This is a genomic window from Microbacterium sp. STRO-1N (assembly GCF_057748015.1).
Genome location: NZ_CM173234.1, coordinates 3,181,265 through 3,197,541 on the forward strand (window position 1 = coordinate 3,181,265; position 16,277 = coordinate 3,197,541).

16 protein-coding genes are annotated in these 16,277 nt (G+C 67.8%); 5 read left to right on the forward strand and 11 right to left on the reverse strand.

Annotated elements, in window-relative coordinates; translation table 11 throughout:
* Nucleotides 1-10: 10 nt before the first annotated feature.
* On the forward strand, nt 11-1,399 hold the full coding sequence (locus tag AC3ANJ_RS15555; RefSeq protein ID WP_488317071.1) for an MFS transporter: 1,389 nt from the start codon (nt 11-13) through the stop codon (nt 1,397-1,399).
* Here AC3ANJ_RS15555 and AC3ANJ_RS15560 read toward each other — a convergent pair.
* Nucleotides 1,389-2,165, reverse strand: coding sequence for an SDR family NAD(P)-dependent oxidoreductase (locus AC3ANJ_RS15560; protein ID WP_488317072.1), 777 nt, complete (start codon nt 2,163-2,165; stop codon nt 1,389-1,391). The two genes, AC3ANJ_RS15555 and AC3ANJ_RS15560, sit on opposite strands and share 11 nt — an antisense overlap.
* Before the next feature lie 86 nt (nt 2,166-2,251).
* On the opposite strand from AC3ANJ_RS15560, the gene AC3ANJ_RS15565 reads away from it, so the two are divergent.
* Together AC3ANJ_RS15565 and AC3ANJ_RS15570 are read left to right on the forward strand one after the other, a co-directional pair.
* On the forward strand, nt 2,252-2,803 hold the full coding sequence (locus tag AC3ANJ_RS15565) for a TetR/AcrR family transcriptional regulator (RefSeq protein ID WP_488317073.1): 552 nt from the start codon (nt 2,252-2,254) through the stop codon (nt 2,801-2,803).
* A 28-nt stretch (nt 2,804-2,831) separates the two neighbouring features.
* Entirely contained in the window at nt 2,832-3,881 is a 1,050-nt protein-coding gene (locus AC3ANJ_RS15570; protein ID WP_488317074.1) for a 2,3-butanediol dehydrogenase, read from the forward strand.
* A 20-nt stretch (nt 3,882-3,901) separates the two neighbouring features.
* On the opposite strand, the gene AC3ANJ_RS15575 is transcribed toward AC3ANJ_RS15570, so the two are convergent.
* The 4 genes from AC3ANJ_RS15575 to ilvD all read right to left on the reverse strand — a co-directional run bounded on the left by AC3ANJ_RS15575 (nt 3,902) and on the right by ilvD (nt 8,768).
* Nucleotides 3,902-4,039, reverse strand: a complete 138-nt coding sequence (locus tag AC3ANJ_RS15575) for a methionine/alanine import family NSS transporter small subunit (protein WP_488317075.1) — start codon at nt 4,037-4,039, stop codon at nt 3,902-3,904.
* Entirely contained in the window at nt 4,036-5,661 is a 1,626-nt protein-coding gene (locus AC3ANJ_RS15580) for a sodium-dependent transporter (protein WP_488317076.1), read from the reverse strand. Before AC3ANJ_RS15580 ends, AC3ANJ_RS15575 begins: the two co-directional genes overlap by 4 nt.
* Before the next feature lie 38 nt (nt 5,662-5,699).
* Nucleotides 5,700-6,695 carry a pyridoxal-phosphate dependent enzyme gene (locus AC3ANJ_RS15585; RefSeq protein ID WP_488317077.1) on the reverse strand — a complete coding sequence of 332 codons (996 nt, stop codon included), beginning with the start codon at nt 6,693-6,695 and terminating at the stop codon, nt 5,700-5,702.
* 159 nt (nt 6,696-6,854) lie between these two features.
* A complete protein-coding gene (ilvD, locus tag AC3ANJ_RS15590) occupies nt 6,855-8,768 on the reverse strand; it encodes a dihydroxy-acid dehydratase (protein ID WP_488317078.1) in 1,914 nt (637 codons plus the stop codon).
* A gap of 82 nt (nt 8,769-8,850) precedes the next feature.
* Between ilvD and AC3ANJ_RS15595 the strand changes: the two genes are divergently transcribed.
* Nucleotides 8,851-9,642, forward strand: a complete 792-nt coding sequence (locus AC3ANJ_RS15595; protein ID WP_488317079.1) for a helix-turn-helix transcriptional regulator — start codon at nt 8,851-8,853, stop codon at nt 9,640-9,642.
* Between the two features lie 77 nt (nt 9,643-9,719).
* Complete coding sequence (locus AC3ANJ_RS15600) at nt 9,720-10,289, forward strand: NADPH-dependent FMN reductase (protein WP_488317080.1); 570 nt, start codon at nt 9,720-9,722, stop codon at nt 10,287-10,289.
* Nucleotides 10,290-10,293: 4 nt separating this feature from the next.
* On the opposite strand, the gene AC3ANJ_RS15605 is transcribed toward AC3ANJ_RS15600, so the two are convergent.
* From AC3ANJ_RS15605 to AC3ANJ_RS15630, 6 genes are all read right to left on the reverse strand, one after another.
* A complete protein-coding gene (locus tag AC3ANJ_RS15605; protein WP_406249017.1) occupies nt 10,294-10,743 on the reverse strand; it encodes a MarR family winged helix-turn-helix transcriptional regulator in 450 nt (149 codons plus the stop codon).
* A 115-nt stretch (nt 10,744-10,858) separates the two neighbouring features.
* Entirely contained in the window at nt 10,859-11,314 is a 456-nt protein-coding gene (locus tag AC3ANJ_RS15610; protein ID WP_488317081.1) for a MarR family winged helix-turn-helix transcriptional regulator, read from the reverse strand.
* 1 nt (nt 11,315) lies between these two features.
* Nucleotides 11,316-13,064 (reverse strand): DHA2 family efflux MFS transporter permease subunit, encoded by a 1,749-nt coding sequence (locus tag AC3ANJ_RS15615; RefSeq protein WP_488317082.1) that lies wholly within the window; start codon nt 13,062-13,064, stop codon nt 11,316-11,318.
* 37 nt (nt 13,065-13,101) lie between these two features.
* Nucleotides 13,102-15,441, reverse strand: coding sequence for an arylsulfatase (locus tag AC3ANJ_RS15620; RefSeq protein WP_488317083.1), 2,340 nt, complete (start codon nt 15,439-15,441; stop codon nt 13,102-13,104).
* A 36-nt stretch (nt 15,442-15,477) separates the two neighbouring features.
* Nucleotides 15,478-15,822 (reverse strand): SHOCT domain-containing protein, encoded by a 345-nt coding sequence (locus tag AC3ANJ_RS15625; protein WP_488317084.1) that lies wholly within the window; start codon nt 15,820-15,822, stop codon nt 15,478-15,480.
* Between the two features lie 15 nt (nt 15,823-15,837).
* Complete coding sequence (locus tag AC3ANJ_RS15630; protein ID WP_488317085.1) at nt 15,838-16,260, reverse strand: DUF6325 family protein; 423 nt, start codon at nt 16,258-16,260, stop codon at nt 15,838-15,840.
* Nucleotides 16,261-16,277: the final 17 nt, after the last annotated feature.

Consider the following 16,277-nt stretch of genomic DNA (forward strand, 5'->3'; position numbering starts at 1 on the left):
GTCTCTGCGTGTGACCTCGGCATCCCTCTCCGGCACGCAGCGACTGGTGATCTCCATCGCGGTGCTCGCCTCGTTCGTGACCTTCCTCGACGGCACGGTCGTGACGGTCGCGCTGCCGGCGATCAGCGAGGAACTCGGCGGCGGCATCACCACGCAGCAGTGGGCCGTCGACGCCTACCTCATCACGTTGAGTGCACTGATCCTGCTGGCCGGCTCCGTGTCGGATGCCTATGGTCGCGTGTTCGTGATGCGCATCGGACTCATCGCGTTCGGCATCTCATCGGTCGCCGTCGGACTCGCGTTCGACCCTGTCATGCTCATCATCGCCCGTGCGGCGCAGGGCGCCGCCGGAGCCCTGCTGGTTCCCAGCTCTCTCGCCCTCATCACGGCGACGATGCGCGGCGAAGTACAGGCCAGAGGGATCGGTGTGTGGACGGCGTTCACGACCTCTGCCCAGCTGGTCGGCCCGCTGCTGGGCGGACTGTTCGTCGACTTCCTGTCCTGGCGGTTCGTGTTCCTCATCAACGTGATCCCGATCGCCGTCACGCTGGTCCTGCTCACCCGACTCCGACTGCCGGAGCATCCCCGCGACATCCGCGTGGACTGGCTCAGCGGCGCGCTGTGCGCGGCAGGCCTCGCCGGAGTCGTCTTCGCCCTCATCGAGCAGCCGAACCTCGGCTGGACCTCGCCTGCGATCTGGATACCCGGTGCCCTCGGCATCCTGTTCCTCGTGGCGTTCCTGCTGCGCCAGCGCACCGAGAGATCGATGATGCCGCTGTCGCTGTTCCGCATCCGCAACTTCGGCTGGGGCAACCTGGCGACGCTCTTCGTCTACGCCGCTCTGTCGCTGAACGGATTCGTGATCGGGGTGTACCTGCAGCAGGGCGCCGGCCTCAGCGCGACCGCTGCCGGGCTCGCGAGCCTGCCCATCACGATCCTGATGATCCTGCTGAGCGCCCGCGCCGGAGCGTGGGCCGGGCGCTGGGGTCCGCGCATCTTCATGACGGTCGGTCCTCTGATCATGGCCGTGGGCGCTCTGCTGCTGCTGACCGTGTCCGCCGACTTCGACTACTGGTGGCAGGTGCTGCCGGCGATGATCGTGCTCGGCATAGGACTGTCGCTCACCGTCGCCCCGCTCACCGCCGCCATCCTCGGCGCCATCGACGAGCGCCGCAGCGGCATCGCGTCGGCGATCAACAATGCCATCTCACGCGTGGCCGGGTTGCTCGTGGTCGCGATGCTCTCGACCATCGTCGGCGGCGCGCTCGATCTGAACGGATTCCACAACGCCGCGTGGGTCACCGCCGCGCTGTTCGCCGTCGGCGGCGTCGTGTCCTGGATCGGGATCCGCCGGCCCGTGGCGGAGCCCGCGGATCCGTCGGCACCCCTCAGGCCATGAACGGGCGCAGGTCCGGATAGCCCGTCGTCGCCCATGCTCCGTCCACGACGATGTTCTCGCCGTTCACGTATGACGCATCCGGCGATGCGAGGAAGAGCGCGACACCGGCGATCTCGTCCGGGCCGGCCGGCCGCTTCGCAGGGATGCGGTCGAGGTAGGCATCCATCACGCCGTCGAGCCTCAGCAGTCCGCCCGTGAGCGGCGTCGAGACGAGCCCCGGGGAAACCGCGTTGACGCGGATGCCCTTCTCGCCCAACTCGAGCGCCGCATTCTTCGTGAGCATCACGACGCCGGCTTTGGCCGTCGAGTACCCCGCCCCGAAGTGCATAGGGACCTGAGAGTTGAGCGAGGCGATGTTGACGATCGCCCCCGCTTTACCCTCGGTCAGGAACTGCTTCGCTCCGAGCTTCGTGCCGAGGAAGGCGCCGTACAGGTTGAGCTTGATGTTGAAGTCCCAGGTCGCCAGATCCATGTCCACGATCGCACCGGGCTTCGATCCGCCCGCGACGTTGTAGACCGCATCGATCGTCCCGAACCGCTCGACGGCGGCGGCGAAGAGCGCCTCCATCGACGACTCATCGGTGACATCGGCGCGGTGACCTGCGACGCTCGGCCCGAAGGCGTCGGTTGCCGCCGCGACGGCATCCGCGTTGATGTCCGCCACGAGCACCTGGGCACCACGGTCCACGAGGCGCTGGGTGATGGCCGCACCGATGCCGGACACTCCGCCCGTGACCACGGCGACGCTGTTCTCGAATCCACTCATTGTTCCCTCTCCGCGAGCCGACTCCGGCGTCGCTTGCACCTTCGAGGCTACGCCTTTATCTGACACATGTCGCATATAATGGAGACATGGACGCACGGTCGCGACGCTCGCGGGAGAAGCTGCGCGCAGCCGTTCTCACCCTCGCCGCCCGGACGCCGATCAACGAGATCAGCGTCGCCGCGGTCTGTCGTGAGGCCGGCATCACCCGAGACACCTTCTATCGTCACGCGACGGATCCCGTCGCACTCCTCTCCGACGCACTCGCTGCGGAGCTGGATGCCGTGATCACGCAGCTGCCGGAACGAGACGGCATCGGCGAAGCGGAACGAGCGCTCCTGGCGCACGTTCAGCAGTATGCCGATGTCTACCGCGCCGCCATGCATCCGGTACTGGCCGCGCCTGTTCGCAGCATGCTGGAGCGCGCGATCCGCGAGGGCCTGGAGACCTGGGTGCGCATGCACCCGCACATCGTGCCGTCCCGCATCGCCGGCGATCCCACCGGCGTGCGCATGGCGACCGCCTATGCGACCGCTGGCACGATCGGCGCGATCGAAGTCTGGCTGTCGTCCGGCGAGGACGACATCGACCGGGCCGTCGAGGTGATCCTCGCGGCCTCACCGGAGTGGTGGCTGCGCTGAAGCCGCCACGTGACAGAAAGAAGGAATCATGAAGGCAGCAGTGTTCCACGCGCAGGAGGATCTCCGCGTCGAGGAGGTCACTGAGCCGACCCCCGGCCCCGGCCAGGTCAAGCTGCGCAACGCATTCGCCGGCATCTGCGGGTCCGACCTGCACGTGTACTACTCCCCCGAGGCGGCCGGTCTCGACTTCGATCACCCCCATCCAGTGACCGGCTCGACCCTGCCGCAGATCCTCGGTCACGAGTTCTCCGGCACGGTGGTCGAGCTCGGCGAGGGCGTCACGGACGTGAAGGTTGGCGACCGCGCGGCGGTCTGGCCGATCTACTACTGCGGCGAGTGCCCGGCGTGCCGCATAGGCATGTTCAATGCGTGCCAGAAGATCGGCTTCCACGGGCTGAGCTCGAACGGCGGCGGCATGGCGGCGTTCACGACGGTGGATGCGTCGAAGCTGCACGTGCTCCCCGAGAACGTCGACCTGCGGATGGGAGCTCTCGTCGAGCCGATGTCCGTCGCCTGGCACGCCGTCTCCCGTGGACGCCTCGAGGCCGGGCAGACGGCGCTCATCGCCGGCGCCGGCCCCATCGGGATCGGCGTCTGGTTCGCCCTCAAGGCCCGCGGCGTCGAGCGCGTTCTCGTCTCAGAGCCCAGCGCCGAGCGTCGCGCCATCATCGCCGCGCTCGGTGCGACGGTCGTCGATCCGGTGAACGAGGACCTCTCGGCGGCCGTCGCCCACCTCACGGATGGGGCGGGGGTGGACGCGGCTTTCGACGCCGCCGGTGCCGGTCCCGCGATCACTTCCGCTCTGGCGAGCCTGACGCCGGGCGGCCGCGTGGTCGTCGTCGCCATCCATGAGCGCCCCATGGAGTTCCTGCCCACGCAGCTGGTGATGGGCGAGACCGAGATCGCCGGGGCGCTGGCATACCTTCCCGAGGACTTCGACGCGGTCATCGACGCCATGTCCCGCGGCGTGTACGACACGACCGGCTGGGTGCAGGAAGTTCCCCTCGAGGGGGTCGTCGACGCGATCCACGCCCTGCGGGGCGGCGCCGGGGCGAAGATCCTCGTCCAGACGGACTGAATCGCACCGCCGGTCGGGCGTCAGAGCTCGACCGGCGGAGCCTCCGGCTCGTCGTCGGCGACCTCGGGGTGCCGCGCCAGGTTCACGATCGCCGCGACGAGACCGCCCCAGACCGTGACCATCGCGATGATCATCATGATGATGGCCGTCGTGGTCATGCGCCCGCTCCCTTCTCCTGTGCGCCCAGATGCATGGCCGCGGTCTCCGGATTCGGATCGTAGTGCTCATCCGCGAGGAAGGCGTCGTAATCGGGGTCGTCCTTGGCGTGCGAGCGCTTGCTCCAGGGCACGACCGAGAGCAGGACGGCGAACACCACGAGCGCGATCACCATCCCCCATCCGAAGACGCCGACGAACCAGACAGGGTAGCCGCCGTACGGTTCGGAGATCTTCTCGATGAGCCCGGTGACGAAGAGGTAGCCCAGGACGATCGGCGCGAGCGCGGCCACGAGCAGACGCCACAGCAGCCCGACGCGGAAGCTCGACCGCGAGTTGAGGTGGTCCTGCAGGCGCGGCAGCTGATGCAGCACCCATGCCACCACCACGACGGCGACGAGCGCGACGGCCATGATCCCGAACGCGTTGACGAAAGCATCCGTCGTGTCGAGCACGATCAGTGCCGTCGTCGTCGAGAACAGCGCGATCGAGACGATAGCCAGCGGGATCGACACCGTCAGCGTCGTCCGCACCCGCCGCCAGCCGAGCTTGTCCTGGAGCGCGGCGACGATCACCTCGATGACCGAGATGAGCGAAGTCACCCCCGCGAAGGTCAGCGCGCCGAAGAAGAGAACGCCGATGATCGTCCCGCCCGCCGCCTGCGACACGATCGTCGGGAACGCGACGAACGCGAGGCCGATCCCGGAGGCCGCGACACCCGACACCTCGACGCCCTGCGCCTGCGCCATGAAACCGAGCGCGGCGAACACGCCGATTCCCGCGAGGATCTCGAAGCCGGAGTTCGCGAATGCCACCACGAGGCCGGATCCGGTGAGGTCCGTCTTGCGCTTGAGGTACGACGCGTAGGTCACCATGATGCCGAACGCCACCGACAGCGAGAAGAAGATGTGCCCGTAGGCAGACGCCCAGACGGCCGGGTCGGCGAGCGCCTCCCAGTTCGGCGTGAAGAACGCGTTCAGCCCGTCGATCGCGCCGGGCAGGAACAGCGACTGCACGACGAGCGCCGCGAACATCAGCGTCAGCAGCGGCATCAGGACCGTGTTCGCCGCGCCGATGCCGCGCTTGACGCCCAGCGCCATGATCACGATCACCACGACCCACACCACCGCGAGCGGGATGCCGACCTGCGGGACGAACGTCGTCGAGACACCGACCTCGGCGACGTCCTCCGATTGCAGGAACTCCGTTCCGAAGAACGCCTCCTCGTTGCCCGCACCCCAGCTCAGCTGCGCCGAGAACCAGGTGTACATGGCGGCCCACGCGATGATGACGGCGTAGTACAGCGCGATGACGACGCTGATGAGCACCTGCCACCACCCGAGCGGCTCGGCCGCACGATGCATCCGACGGAAGGCGAGGGGCGCCGATCCGCGGAAGCGGTGCCCGATCGCGTAGTCGAAGAACAGCAGCGGGATGCCGGCGGTCAGCAGCGCGCACAGATACGGGATGAGGAATGCCCCGCCGCCGCCCTCGTACGCGACGTACGGGAATCGCCAGATGTTGCCGAGTCCGACCGCCGAGCCGATGGCGGAGAGGATGAACACATTGCGCGAGCCGAATGCTTCGCGCTTCGGACTTTGGGAGAGCGTCGTCGCGGCTGCCATGTCCCCGACGATATCCCACCGGGTTCCGCGCGTGAGGGTCAGTTCGCGTCCGCCACCGCGGCGGAGCTCCGGCGCTCCGGCACCGAGAATCCGCGCTCGGCCAGCCAGGCGTCGTCGTACAGCTTGTCGAGATATCCGCGGCCATGGTCCGGCAGCAGGACGACGACGACGTCGTCCTCGCTCAGGGATGCCGCGGCACGCAGCGCCGCGACGACGGCCATGCCGCTCGATCCGCCGACGAGCAGACCCTCCTCGGCTGCCAGGCGGCGGGTCATCGCGAACGACTCGGCATCCGCCACGCGCTCGTAGGAGTCGACGACCGATCCGTCGAAGGTCTCAGGCAGGAAGTCCTCACCGACGCCCTCGACCAGGTAGCCGTGGATCGGTCCGCCCGAGTAGATCGATCCTTCCGGATCCGCGCCGATGACCTGCACCCGCCCCGCGCTCGCCTGCTTGAGGTAGCGACCGGTGCCACTGATGGTGCCGCCCGTGCCGATTCCGGCGACGAAGTGGGTGACCTTCCCATCGGTGTCCGCCCAGATCTCGGGACCGGTCGTCTCGAAGTGCCCCTGCGGCCCGTTCTGGTTCGCGAACTGGTTCGGGTTGAACGCGCCGGGGATCTCGGCGGCGAGCCGTGCGGCCACGCTGTAGTACGACCGCGGATCGCTCGGCTCGACGCTCGTCGGAGTGACGACGACCTCGGCGCCGTATGCGCGCAGAGTCGCGACCTTGGGTCCATCGAACTTGTCCGGCACGACGAACACCATCCGGTATCCGCGCTGCAGTGCAATCAGAGCGAGCCCGACCCCGGTGTTGCCGCTCGTGGCCTCGACGATGGTTCCGCCGGGCTTCAGATGTCCGTCGCGTTCGGCCGCGTTGATGATGGATGCCGCGATGCGATCCTTCGCGGATCCGCCGGGGTTGAAGTACTCGACCTTCGCGAGCACGGTGGCACTGGTGCCGGCCGCCACCGAGTTCAGGCGGACGAGCGGGGTGTAGCCGACGAGTTCGGCGATGTGGTTGGCGTAACGCACGGGTGGTTTCCTGACGGGAGTGCGCGCAGAGCGGCGCTGGTTGATCTGGGGTCGATGAAGGAGAGCGGAAGGCTCAGCGACAACAACGACAGGTCAGGGACACATCGTGAGAGTAACGCGGAAGCCTCGGCATCCACAACTCATCGCGTCACTGCGCGCTCAGACCGCGAGCACGGCTTCCGCCTCGCGGGCCTCCTGCTCGCGCAGCGCGCGCTCGACGCGGTCGACGTCGCGGACGGCGCCCTTGTCAGCCGACAACGCCATCGCGGCGTACGCGCGCAGCGCCGGCGACACCACGCGCTCACGGTCGCGGGGCCGGTAGCCGCCGGCGTCGATCAGTCGACGGCGACGCGATTCCAGCTCCTCCTCGGCCACCTCGAGCGTGATGCCTCGGGTGGGGATGTCGATCGTGATGATGTCGCCGTCCTCGACGAGGGCGATGACCCCGCCGGACGCCGCCTCCGGTGAGACGTGCCCGATCGACAGCCCCGACGTGCCGCCGGAGAAGCGGCCGTCGGTGATCAGCGCGCACTTCTTGCCGAGGCCGCGGCCCTTCAGGAACGACGTCGGGTACAGCATCTCCTGCATGCCTGGCCCGCCCTTCGGGCCCTCGTAGCGGATGACGACGACGTCGCCCTCGGCGACCTCCTTGGCGAGGATCTTCGCCACGGCCTCGTCCTGCGATTCGCACACCACGGCGGGGCCGGAGAAGGTCCAGATCGACGGGTCGACGCCGGCGGTCTTCACCACGGCACCGTCCACGGCGACGTTGCCTCGGAGAACCGCCAGGCCGCCGTCCTGCGAGTACGCGTGCTCGACGGAGCGGATGCAGCCGCCGGCGGCATCCAGATCCAGCTCCTCCCAGCGGGAGGACTGAGAGAACGCCTTCGACGAGCGGATGCCGGCAGGAGCCGCGTGCCACAGCTCGAACGCCTCGTCGGCGGCGGACCCGCTGCGGATGTCCCAGGAGTCCAGCCACTCCCCCATGGTTGCGGAGTGCACCGTGTGCACGTTCTCGTCGAGCAGGCCACCGCGGCGCAGTTCGCCGAGGATCGCGGGGACGCCGCCGGCGCGGTGGACGTCCTCCATGTAGTAGGTCTTGCCACCGCCCGCGACGTTGGGCGCGACCTTGGCCAGGCACGGCACGCGGCGCGACACGGCGTCGATCTCGTCGAGTCCGAACTGCACGCCCGCCTCGTGGGCTGCGGCGAGCAGGTGCAGGATCGTGTTGGTCGATCCGCCCATCGCGATGTCCAGCGCCATGGCGTTGCCGAACGCCTCTGGTGTGGCGATGCTGCGCGGCAGAACCGACGCGTCGTCTTCGTCGTAGTACTTGCGCGTGATGTCGACGACCAGCGATCCGGCGTCCTCGTACAGCGCCTTGCGCGCGGTGTGGGTGGCGAGCACCGAGCCGTTGCCAGGGAGCGACAGTCCGATCGCCTCCGTGAGGCAGTTCATCGAGTTGGCGGTGAACATGCCGGAGCACGACCCGCAGGTCGGGCATGCTTCCTCTTCGATGCGCTGGATGTCGGCATCCGAGATGTTCTCGTTCACGGCATCCGAGATCGCGTCGACGAGGTCGAGCGTGCGGATCGACCCGTCGACCAGCGTCGCGCGACCGGACTCCATCGGCCCGCCCGAGACGAACACGGTCGGGATGTTCAGGCGCAGGGCGGCCATGAGCATGCCGGGGGTGATCTTGTCGCAGTTCGAGATGCAGACCAGCGCGTCGGCGCAGTGCGCGTTGACCATGTACTCGACCGAGTCGGCGATCAGGTCGCGTGACGGCAGCGAGTACAGCATCCCGCCGTGCCCCATGGCGATGCCGTCGTCGACCGCGATCGTGTTGAACTCGCGCGGGATGCCCCCGGCCGCCGAGATCGCGTCCGACACGATGCGGCCGACCGGCTGGAGGTGCGTGTGGCCGGGGACGAACTCGGTGAAGCTGTTGGCGACGGCGATGATCGGCTTGCGGCCGAGGTCGGCGCCGTTCACGCCGGCGGCGCGCAGCAGTGCGCGGGCGCCGGCCATGTTGCGGCCGTGGGTGATGGTGCGAGAGCGGAGTGCGGGCATGGAACCATTCCGCCACAGGTTCGCCCGGCTCGCCAGACGGCGGTGATACTAGTAGTGGTACTACCACCCGAAGGAGACCGCATTGGATGCCGAGCGTCGACGCCGCGAAGAGCTGGCCGCCTTCCTGCGCGACCGACGGGCCCGTGCCGATCGCACGGCGCTCGGACTCCCTGATGCTCCGCGCGGCCGACTGCAGGGACTGCGCCGTGAGGAGGTCGCCACCCTCGCCGGGCTCAGCGTCACCTGGTACACCTGGCTGGAACAGGCGCGCGACATCAATCCGTCCCGACAGGTGCTCGAGGCACTGGGGCGGCTGTTCGGCCTCCGCCCGGTGGAGATGACGTACCTGCTCACGCTCGGCGGGCACGGCGAGATCAGTGCGCCGGCCGCCGCGACCGTGCGCGCCCCTGAGCGCCTGCGGCGGCTGCTGGAGTCGTTCGCGTTCCCGGCCTTCCTGCTGGCTGCGGACTGGACGATCATCGGCTGGAACATCGCCTACGCGCACCTGTACCCGCGGATCGAGAGCCTGGATGCCGAGGATCGCAACCTGCTCTGGTTGCTGTTCACCGATCAGGAGCTCCGGCGGCTGCTGCCGGACTGGGAGCAGCAGAGCCGTCGCTTCGTCGGGGAGTTCCGAGCCGACGCGCGGCGCTGGATCAGCGCCCCGCGCGAGGACGGCATCGTCGCACGGGTGAGTGCTGCTTCGCCCGAGTTCGCGCGGATCTGGCAGGAGCGCGATGTCGAAGGATTCGTGTCGCGCGAGCGGTCGTTCCAGCATCCGCTCGCCGGACTCATGACCTACGAGCAGCACGGCGTCGCGCCGAGCGAGTTCCCCGATCTCGAACTCGTCCTGTACGTGCCGATCACGACCTGACCCTCTTTCGTCGACGGGTCATCCGGAGCATGCTGGTGCTCAGATCCGCATTCGCCACACCCGCAGGAGGGTTCGTCATGGTCACATACAAGGTCGGTTACTTCGTCGGAAGCCTGTCGAAAGAATCCATCAACCGCACGCTGTCGAAGGCGCTCATCCGTCTCGCGCCGGACGACCTGGAGTTCTCCGAGATCCCGATCGGCGACCTTCCGCTCTACAACCGCGATCTCGACGAGGACTACCCGACGTCAGCGCTCGCGCTGAAGGATGCCATCGCCGCATCGGATGCCGTGCTGTTCGTCACCCCGGAGTACAACCGCTCGATCCCCGGCGCGCTCAAGAATGCGATCGACTGGGCGTCGCGGCCGTGGGGCCAGAACTCGTTCGACCACATCCCGGCCGGCGTCATCGGCGCCTCGATCGGCACGATCGGCACCGCCCTGGCGCAGCAGAGCCTGCGGGCCGTGCTGAGCTTCTGCAACGCCCGTCAGATGACGTCCCCCGAGGCCTACATCCACTTCTCGCCCGAGATCTTCGGCGACGACGGCGATGTACTGGTCGACAGCACGAAGGAGTTCCTCACGAACTACATGCAGGAGTTCCGCGACCACGTCGAACGCGTACTGACCGTCCTGCCGCGCGCCTGAGGTGTCAGCCGCCGAGCGCGTTGAGCAGGTCGGCGAAGTGGTCGAGGTCGGCTGCGGTCCAGGAGCGCAGCCGCTCGCCGATGCGCTCCTCGTAGCGGGCTCGGGCCACGGCGATGCGCTCCTGCGCGAGGTCTGTCGCGACGAGCACCCGCGCCCGCCGGTCGGCCGGCGACGGTACGCTCTCGACGAGCCCGAGCTCCTCGAGCTGGCGCACCTGTCTGCTCACCGCGGACTTGTCTGTCTGCAGGCGCTCGATGATCTCGCCCGCCGAAGTCGCCTTGCCGCTCGCGATCGACGTCAGCACCTGGTAGCCCAGCGGCTGGAGGTCCGGATGCACGGTCACCGCCGCCTCGCGCCAGCTGACGCGGATGCGGGCGAACAGCCGGCCCAGCTCGTGCTCGACGCGGGCGACCGCCTGGTCGAGTTCGGGGCCCGCGGCGGGCAGATCACTCATACAGGCCAGTGTACGAGCGTACGCTGAGGCCGTCCGCCACGCGAAAGGGCAATAACGCACAGTCGCGCGCATGTGCACTGTGCGTTATTGCCCTTTCGCCCATCGGATGCCGCGGTCACGCCTCGGCGAGGAGACGGAACACCTTCGACGCCGTGCGGACCTCGTCCTGCGTGAGCCCGGTGATGCTCGCGCGCAGCCGCTGCGCATGGTCGCCGCGCACATCCGCGAGAGCGGCGCATGCGGTCGGCGTCGCGGTCAGCACGCGCAGCCGCCCGTCGTTCTCATCAGGGCGGGACTCGATGAGATCGAGCTCCTCCAGCATCCGCACCTGGCGGCTGACGACGGACTTGTCCATCTCGAACTGCTCGGCGAGTTGATGCGCGTTGGTGCTGCCCGCCCTGGCGATGGAGGCCAGCAGCTTGTACCCCGCCGGCTGCAGCTCCGGGTGAATCCGGGCCGCGGATTCCTTCCAGAGCGAGCGCGCCCTCGCGAAGATCAGGTTCAGGTGCCCCTGGAACTCCGCGAGCGCGTCGTCCGTGTCGACCTGTGCTGCGGTGTCGGCGGCGGCCATGTCAGCGCCTCCGCTCCTCGTCTTCGCGCTCGATCACTGCCACGGAACCGGTCGAAGGCTGCGTTCCGTCGATCCGGATGGCTCCGGTCGTGTTGAGGGATGCGGCCACCTCGGCCTCGGCGATCTCGATCACCGATTCCTCCGCCTGCTCGCGCAGCTGCTCGGCGGCGGTCTTCGTGGACAGCGGCTTGTTCTTGATGAACGCGATCGCGATGACGCCGAGGACGGCGAGCGGGATGGCGATCATGAAGGCATCCGCGATGCCCAGACCGTACGCGGACTCGACAATCGTGCGGATCGTGTCCGGGAGCTCGTTCATCTTCGGGACGTCACCCGAGGCGAGGTGCGTGAGCGCGTCGATCTCCTCCTGCGAGGTCGGCGTGAAGCCCTTGAGATCGTCGGCGATGTAATCGCCGACGCTGGTCGACAGGATCGAGCCCATGATCGTGACGCCGATGGTGCCCGCGATCGTGCGGAAGAAGTTGACGTTGGAGGACGCCGCGCCGAGCTGTGTCGGCGGAGTGTCGTTCTGCACGATCAGGGTGAGGTTCTGCATGACCATGCCGAGGCCTGCGCCGAGGACGAACATGTAGATCGCGACGAGCGTGAACGGGGTGTCGTAGCGCAGCGTCGCCATCAGGCTGACGCCGATCACCGACAAGATGGAGCCGAAGACCATCCAGGCCTTCCACTTGCCGAAGCGGCTCACCAACTGGCCGATGATGATCGATGCGCCCATCTGCCCGACGATCATCGGGATGGTCATCAGGCCGGACTCGGTCGGCGTCGCGCCGCGCGCGAGCTGGAAGTACTGCGCAAGGAACACCGAGGTGGCGAACATCGAGACGCCGATGGCGATCGAGGCGAGAACCGACAGCGTGAAGGTGCGGTTGCGGAACAGCGACATCGGCACGATCGGTTCCTTGACGAAGAACTCGACCGCGATGAAGGCGGCGAGCGCAACGCCGGCACCGACGATCAGCGCGATGCTCGTGGCGGAGTCCCACTCGAACTGGCTGCCGCCCATCGAGACCCAAATCAGCAGGGTCGAGACGCCGACGGCGAGCAGGACGATGCCGAAGTAGTCGATCGAGACCTTGGCCTTCGCCGGCTTCGGCAGGTGCAGCGTGAACTGCAGCAGGATGAGCGCGATGATCGCGAACGGGACGCCGACGAAGAAGTTGGAGCGCCATCCCCACGCGTCGGTGAGGAGTCCTCCGAGCAGCGGGCCGCCGATCGTGCCGAGCGCCATGATGCCGCCGACGACGCCCATGTACTTGCCGCGTTCGCGCGGCGAGATGATGAGGGCGACCGCGATCATGACGAGCGACATCAGACCGCCGACGCCGATGCCCTGGACCACACGGACCGCGATGAGCATGTTGGTGTCGGTCGAGAAGCCGGCGATCACGGTGCCGACCGTGAACAGGATGAGCGCGATCTGGACGAGGATCTTGCGATCCATGAGGTCGGCGAGCTTGCCCCAGATCGGGGTGGACACCGCGGTGGCCAGCAGGCTCGCGGTGATGACCCAGGTGTACTGGGCCTGGGTACCGCCGAGGTCGGCGATGATGACGGGCATCGAGGTCGACACGACCGTGCCCGAGAGCACGGCGACGAACATTCCGACGACGAGGCCGGAGATCGCGGTGAAGACCTCGCGGGCCGAGCGCGTCTGCTCGGGCGGGGAGGAAGGTGTGGAGGTCACGGTGTCTGCTCCTGCATAGGAAAGTTGATCTGCGTCAACCATACACCTTTAGTTGCCAAACAGCAACCGTTGCCCTCGGTCAACTGCTGTATGCGATGTGCACCTTTCCGATCGTGCCCTCGAACGCGAACGGCATCCGGTCGGCGTATGCGCGCGAGACCGCGCCGCCGTACGCTCGCCCGATGTCGAGGCAGTCGTTCGCCGAGAACAGCAGCGGAGCACTGACCGGGACGGTCCCGGAGCCCACCTCTGCACCGTCGACGCGCAGGGTCACCGACAATGGTCCGCCCGGTCGCGGTTCGATGTAGGTCGTGTCGATCTCGATCGTCACGTCGCCGGCAGGCAGTGGCGCGGACGACGCGATCGTCGTGCGCTGCACGAGGAACAGGTTGTACTCGTATGTGAGCACGCCGTCGACGAGGAAGCAGGTGAGCCCACCTCCCGCTCCGCCGAGCTTGTACAGCACGCCGTTCGCCCGCTCGGGGAGAGTCGCCTGCAGCGTGACGACATTCGGCTTGTTGCCGAGCGCCGGGGCGCAGAACTCCGGCACCCGAACGGTGTCCCCCGTCATGTCCCACTCGGTGTACGGCACCGAGATGCGGTACTCGGGGTGGTACACCGGCACCCACAGACCGGCACCGACCGGGAGCACCTCGTTCTTGGCCGCCTCGATCGCGAACAGCTCCTTCAGTTCTGCGAGCTTCTCTGGATGCGCGAGCGCGAGATCGTTCGCCTGGCTCCAGTCCTCGTCGAGGTGGTAGAGCTCCCACGTGTCGTGGTCGGGCGTCCAGGTTGCGATACCAGGAGGGGCGCCGGGAACCCACGGCAAACGCGGCCCGGTGGACGACGCCATCCAGCCGTCGGAGTAGATCGAGCGACTGGCCATGATCTCGAAGTACTGCGTGCGGTGGCGCCCTTCGGCCGCGCCGTCTTCGACCGCGTAGACGAAGCTGGTCCCGTCGATCGGATCCTGATGGATGCCGTTGACGGACTCGGGCGCGGAGATGCCAAGGATCTCGTAGATCGTCGGGGCCAGATCGATCACGTGGTGGAACTGCGTGCGCGGTTCCGGGTCGTGGGCGATGCGCTCCGGCCACCGCAGGAACATCGGGTTTCGTGTGCCGCCGAGGTGCGAAGCCATGAGCTTCATGCCCTGGTACGGCGTCGATCCGGCCCAGGCCCAGCCCGCGTGGTACTGGTTGTCCGTCGCCGGCGTGCCCAGCGCGTCGAGGCCACCGAGCTCATCCAAGGCTGCGATGTGCTGATCGATCGTGGTCGGGATCATGTTCTGCGCGAGCAGTTCACTGATCGTGCCGTTCTGGCCTTCACCCGAAGAGCCGTTGTCGCCCCAGATGTACACGACGAGCGTGTTCTCGGCGTAGCCCAGCTCCTCAAGCGTGTCCACCAACCGTCCAGCCTGCACGTCGGCGTGCTCGCCGAAACCGGCGCACACCTCCATCAGACGCGCTTGGAAAGGCTTCTGATCCTCGGGGATCTCATCCCAGCCCTGCAGATTGTCCGGGCGCGGTGTGAGCTGGGCATCCTGCGGCACCCACCCTGCCGCCTTGGCGCCTTCGAGCGCCTTCTCGCGGTAGGCATCCCAGCCGTCGTCGAACGCGCCTTTGTACTTGTCCGCCCACTCCTTCATGATGTGGTGCGGGCCGTGAATCGCGCCGGTGGCCCAGTACATGAAGAACGGCTTGTCCGGCGAGAGCGCCTTGTGGTTGTGGAGCCATCCGATCGCGTCGTCGGCGATGTCCTCGCTGAGGTGATAGCCCTCCTCCGGCGTCTTGGGCGGCAGGACCGAGGTGGTGTTGCGCACGAGGTTGGGCTCGTACTGCGACGCCTCGCCGGCGAGAAAGCCGTAGAAGTACTCGAAGCCGTACCCCGTCGGCCACCGGTCATAGGGGCCGGCGACCGTCGTCTCTTCGGCAGGGGTATTGTGCCACTTGCCCCACGCGCCGGTCGAGTAGCCGTAATTGCGCAGCACCTCGGCGATCGTCGCGCTCGACTTCGGGATGTGGCCGGAATAGCCGTCCCAGTCGTTGGCCAGCTCGGCGATCTGTCCCGAGCCGACACGGTGGTGATTGCGCCCCGTCAGCAACGAGGCACGCGTCGGCGAGCACATCGCCGTGGTGTGGAACCTGTTGAACCCGAGCCCCTCGTTGCGGATGCGCTCGAGCGTCGGCGTGGCGACCGCACCGCCGAGCGGGGCCGGCAGTGCGGGCCCCGCATCGTCGATGAGGATCACGAGGATGTTGGGAGCATCCTCACCGAGGTGGCTCTGCGGCGGAAGCGGCGCATAGGTCGACTCGGCGAGCGTACGCCCGGCGAAACTCCCCGATGCCTTCGGCGGGAAGGGAAGCGTCCTGCTGGGCGGAAGCGCTGCTCCCGCGATCGTCCGGGTGTCCTTGGTCATGTCGTCTCCTTGCTTTGCTTCCTGCGCCGCGGCGGATCAGCCGAGCAGCTTCGCCTTGGCAGCCTCGAACTCGGCGTCGCTGAGCACGCCCTGCGTCTTCAGCGTCGCCAGTTGCTGCAACTGCGCGACCACGTCGGAGCCGCCGTCCGCCGGTGCGGCGGGTGCGGCCGGTGCCGGTGCGGCGTACTGCGGGGCGGGCGGTGCCATCGCAGCGGCCTCCTGCTGCACCTCGTACTGGTGCTGCTCGTACTTCTCCTCGGCGCGGCGCTGCTGTCGCCTGGCGACGTTCCCGCTGACCGCGGTCGCCGTCCCTGCCATGACGGCCGTCCGCGCCGCCATCCCGATCAGACCCGGTCGGCCCATTCGTCCCATGAGAGGCATGTTCTCGTCCCTTCCTCAGACGCCGACGGCTTCGGCGACAACGGCATTCACGATCGGCGCGGGAATGCGAGCCGAGTCGACGACCCGACCGCCGGCCGCCGCCACGGCGGAAGCGAGGTGCTTCGCCCACAGCAGTTCGACGGCCAACAGCAGTGCCGAGTTCCCCGGCTCCAGTCCTTCGGCCAGTTCCTCGACGTCCTCGTGCGCGACGAGCCCGGACGCCGCGAGATCGATGCTGCCCAGTTCGATGCCGGCGTCGTCGACCTCGAGCCACCGGACGGTGCCTTCCGCGTCCCGCGAGACGTGCAGCAGATCGATGAGGCGCACGGTTCCCGCGTCAACCAGTTGCGCGATCGCTTCGATCACCGCAGGGTCGGGTGCTTCTCCGACAAAGCCTGCGAGGACGAACTCGACGGGTCCGAATTCCAGATCATCCATGATGTGTCTCGATTCCG

Bases quoted from the DNA above. Each gene is read 5' to 3' on its own strand.
- AC3ANJ_RS15560 (WP_488317072.1), bottom strand. From the start codon at position 2,165: ATGAGTGGATTCGAGAACAGCGTCGCCGTGGTCACGGGCGGAGTGTCC.
- AC3ANJ_RS15565 (WP_488317073.1), top strand. From the start codon at position 2,252: ATGGACGCACGGTCGCGACGCTCGCGGGAGAAGCTGCGCGCAGCCGTT.
- AC3ANJ_RS15570 (WP_488317074.1), top strand. From the start codon at position 2,832: ATGAAGGCAGCAGTGTTCCACGCGCAGGAGGATCTCCGCGTCGAGGAG.
- AC3ANJ_RS15575 (WP_488317075.1), bottom strand. From the start codon at position 4,039: ATGACCACGACGGCCATCATCATGATGATCATCGCGATGGTCACGGTC.
- AC3ANJ_RS15580 (WP_488317076.1), bottom strand. From the start codon at position 5,661: ATGGCAGCCGCGACGACGCTCTCCCAAAGTCCGAAGCGCGAAGCATTC.
- ilvD (WP_488317078.1), bottom strand. From the start codon at position 8,768: ATGCCCGCACTCCGCTCTCGCACCATCACCCACGGCCGCAACATGGCC.
- AC3ANJ_RS15600 (WP_488317080.1), top strand. From the start codon at position 9,720: ATGGTCACATACAAGGTCGGTTACTTCGTCGGAAGCCTGTCGAAAGAA.
- AC3ANJ_RS15605 (WP_406249017.1), bottom strand. From the start codon at position 10,743: ATGAGTGATCTGCCCGCCGCGGGCCCCGAACTCGACCAGGCGGTCGCC.
- AC3ANJ_RS15610 (WP_488317081.1), bottom strand. From the start codon at position 11,314: ATGGCCGCCGCCGACACCGCAGCACAGGTCGACACGGACGACGCGCTC.
- AC3ANJ_RS15615 (WP_488317082.1), bottom strand. From the start codon at position 13,064: ATGGTTGACGCAGATCAACTTTCCTATGCAGGAGCAGACACCGTGACC.
- AC3ANJ_RS15620 (WP_488317083.1), bottom strand. From the start codon at position 15,441: ATGACCAAGGACACCCGGACGATCGCGGGAGCAGCGCTTCCGCCCAGC.
- AC3ANJ_RS15625 (WP_488317084.1), bottom strand. From the start codon at position 15,822: ATGCCTCTCATGGGACGAATGGGCCGACCGGGTCTGATCGGGATGGCG.
- AC3ANJ_RS15630 (WP_488317085.1), bottom strand. From the start codon at position 16,260: ATGGATGATCTGGAATTCGGACCCGTCGAGTTCGTCCTCGCAGGCTTT.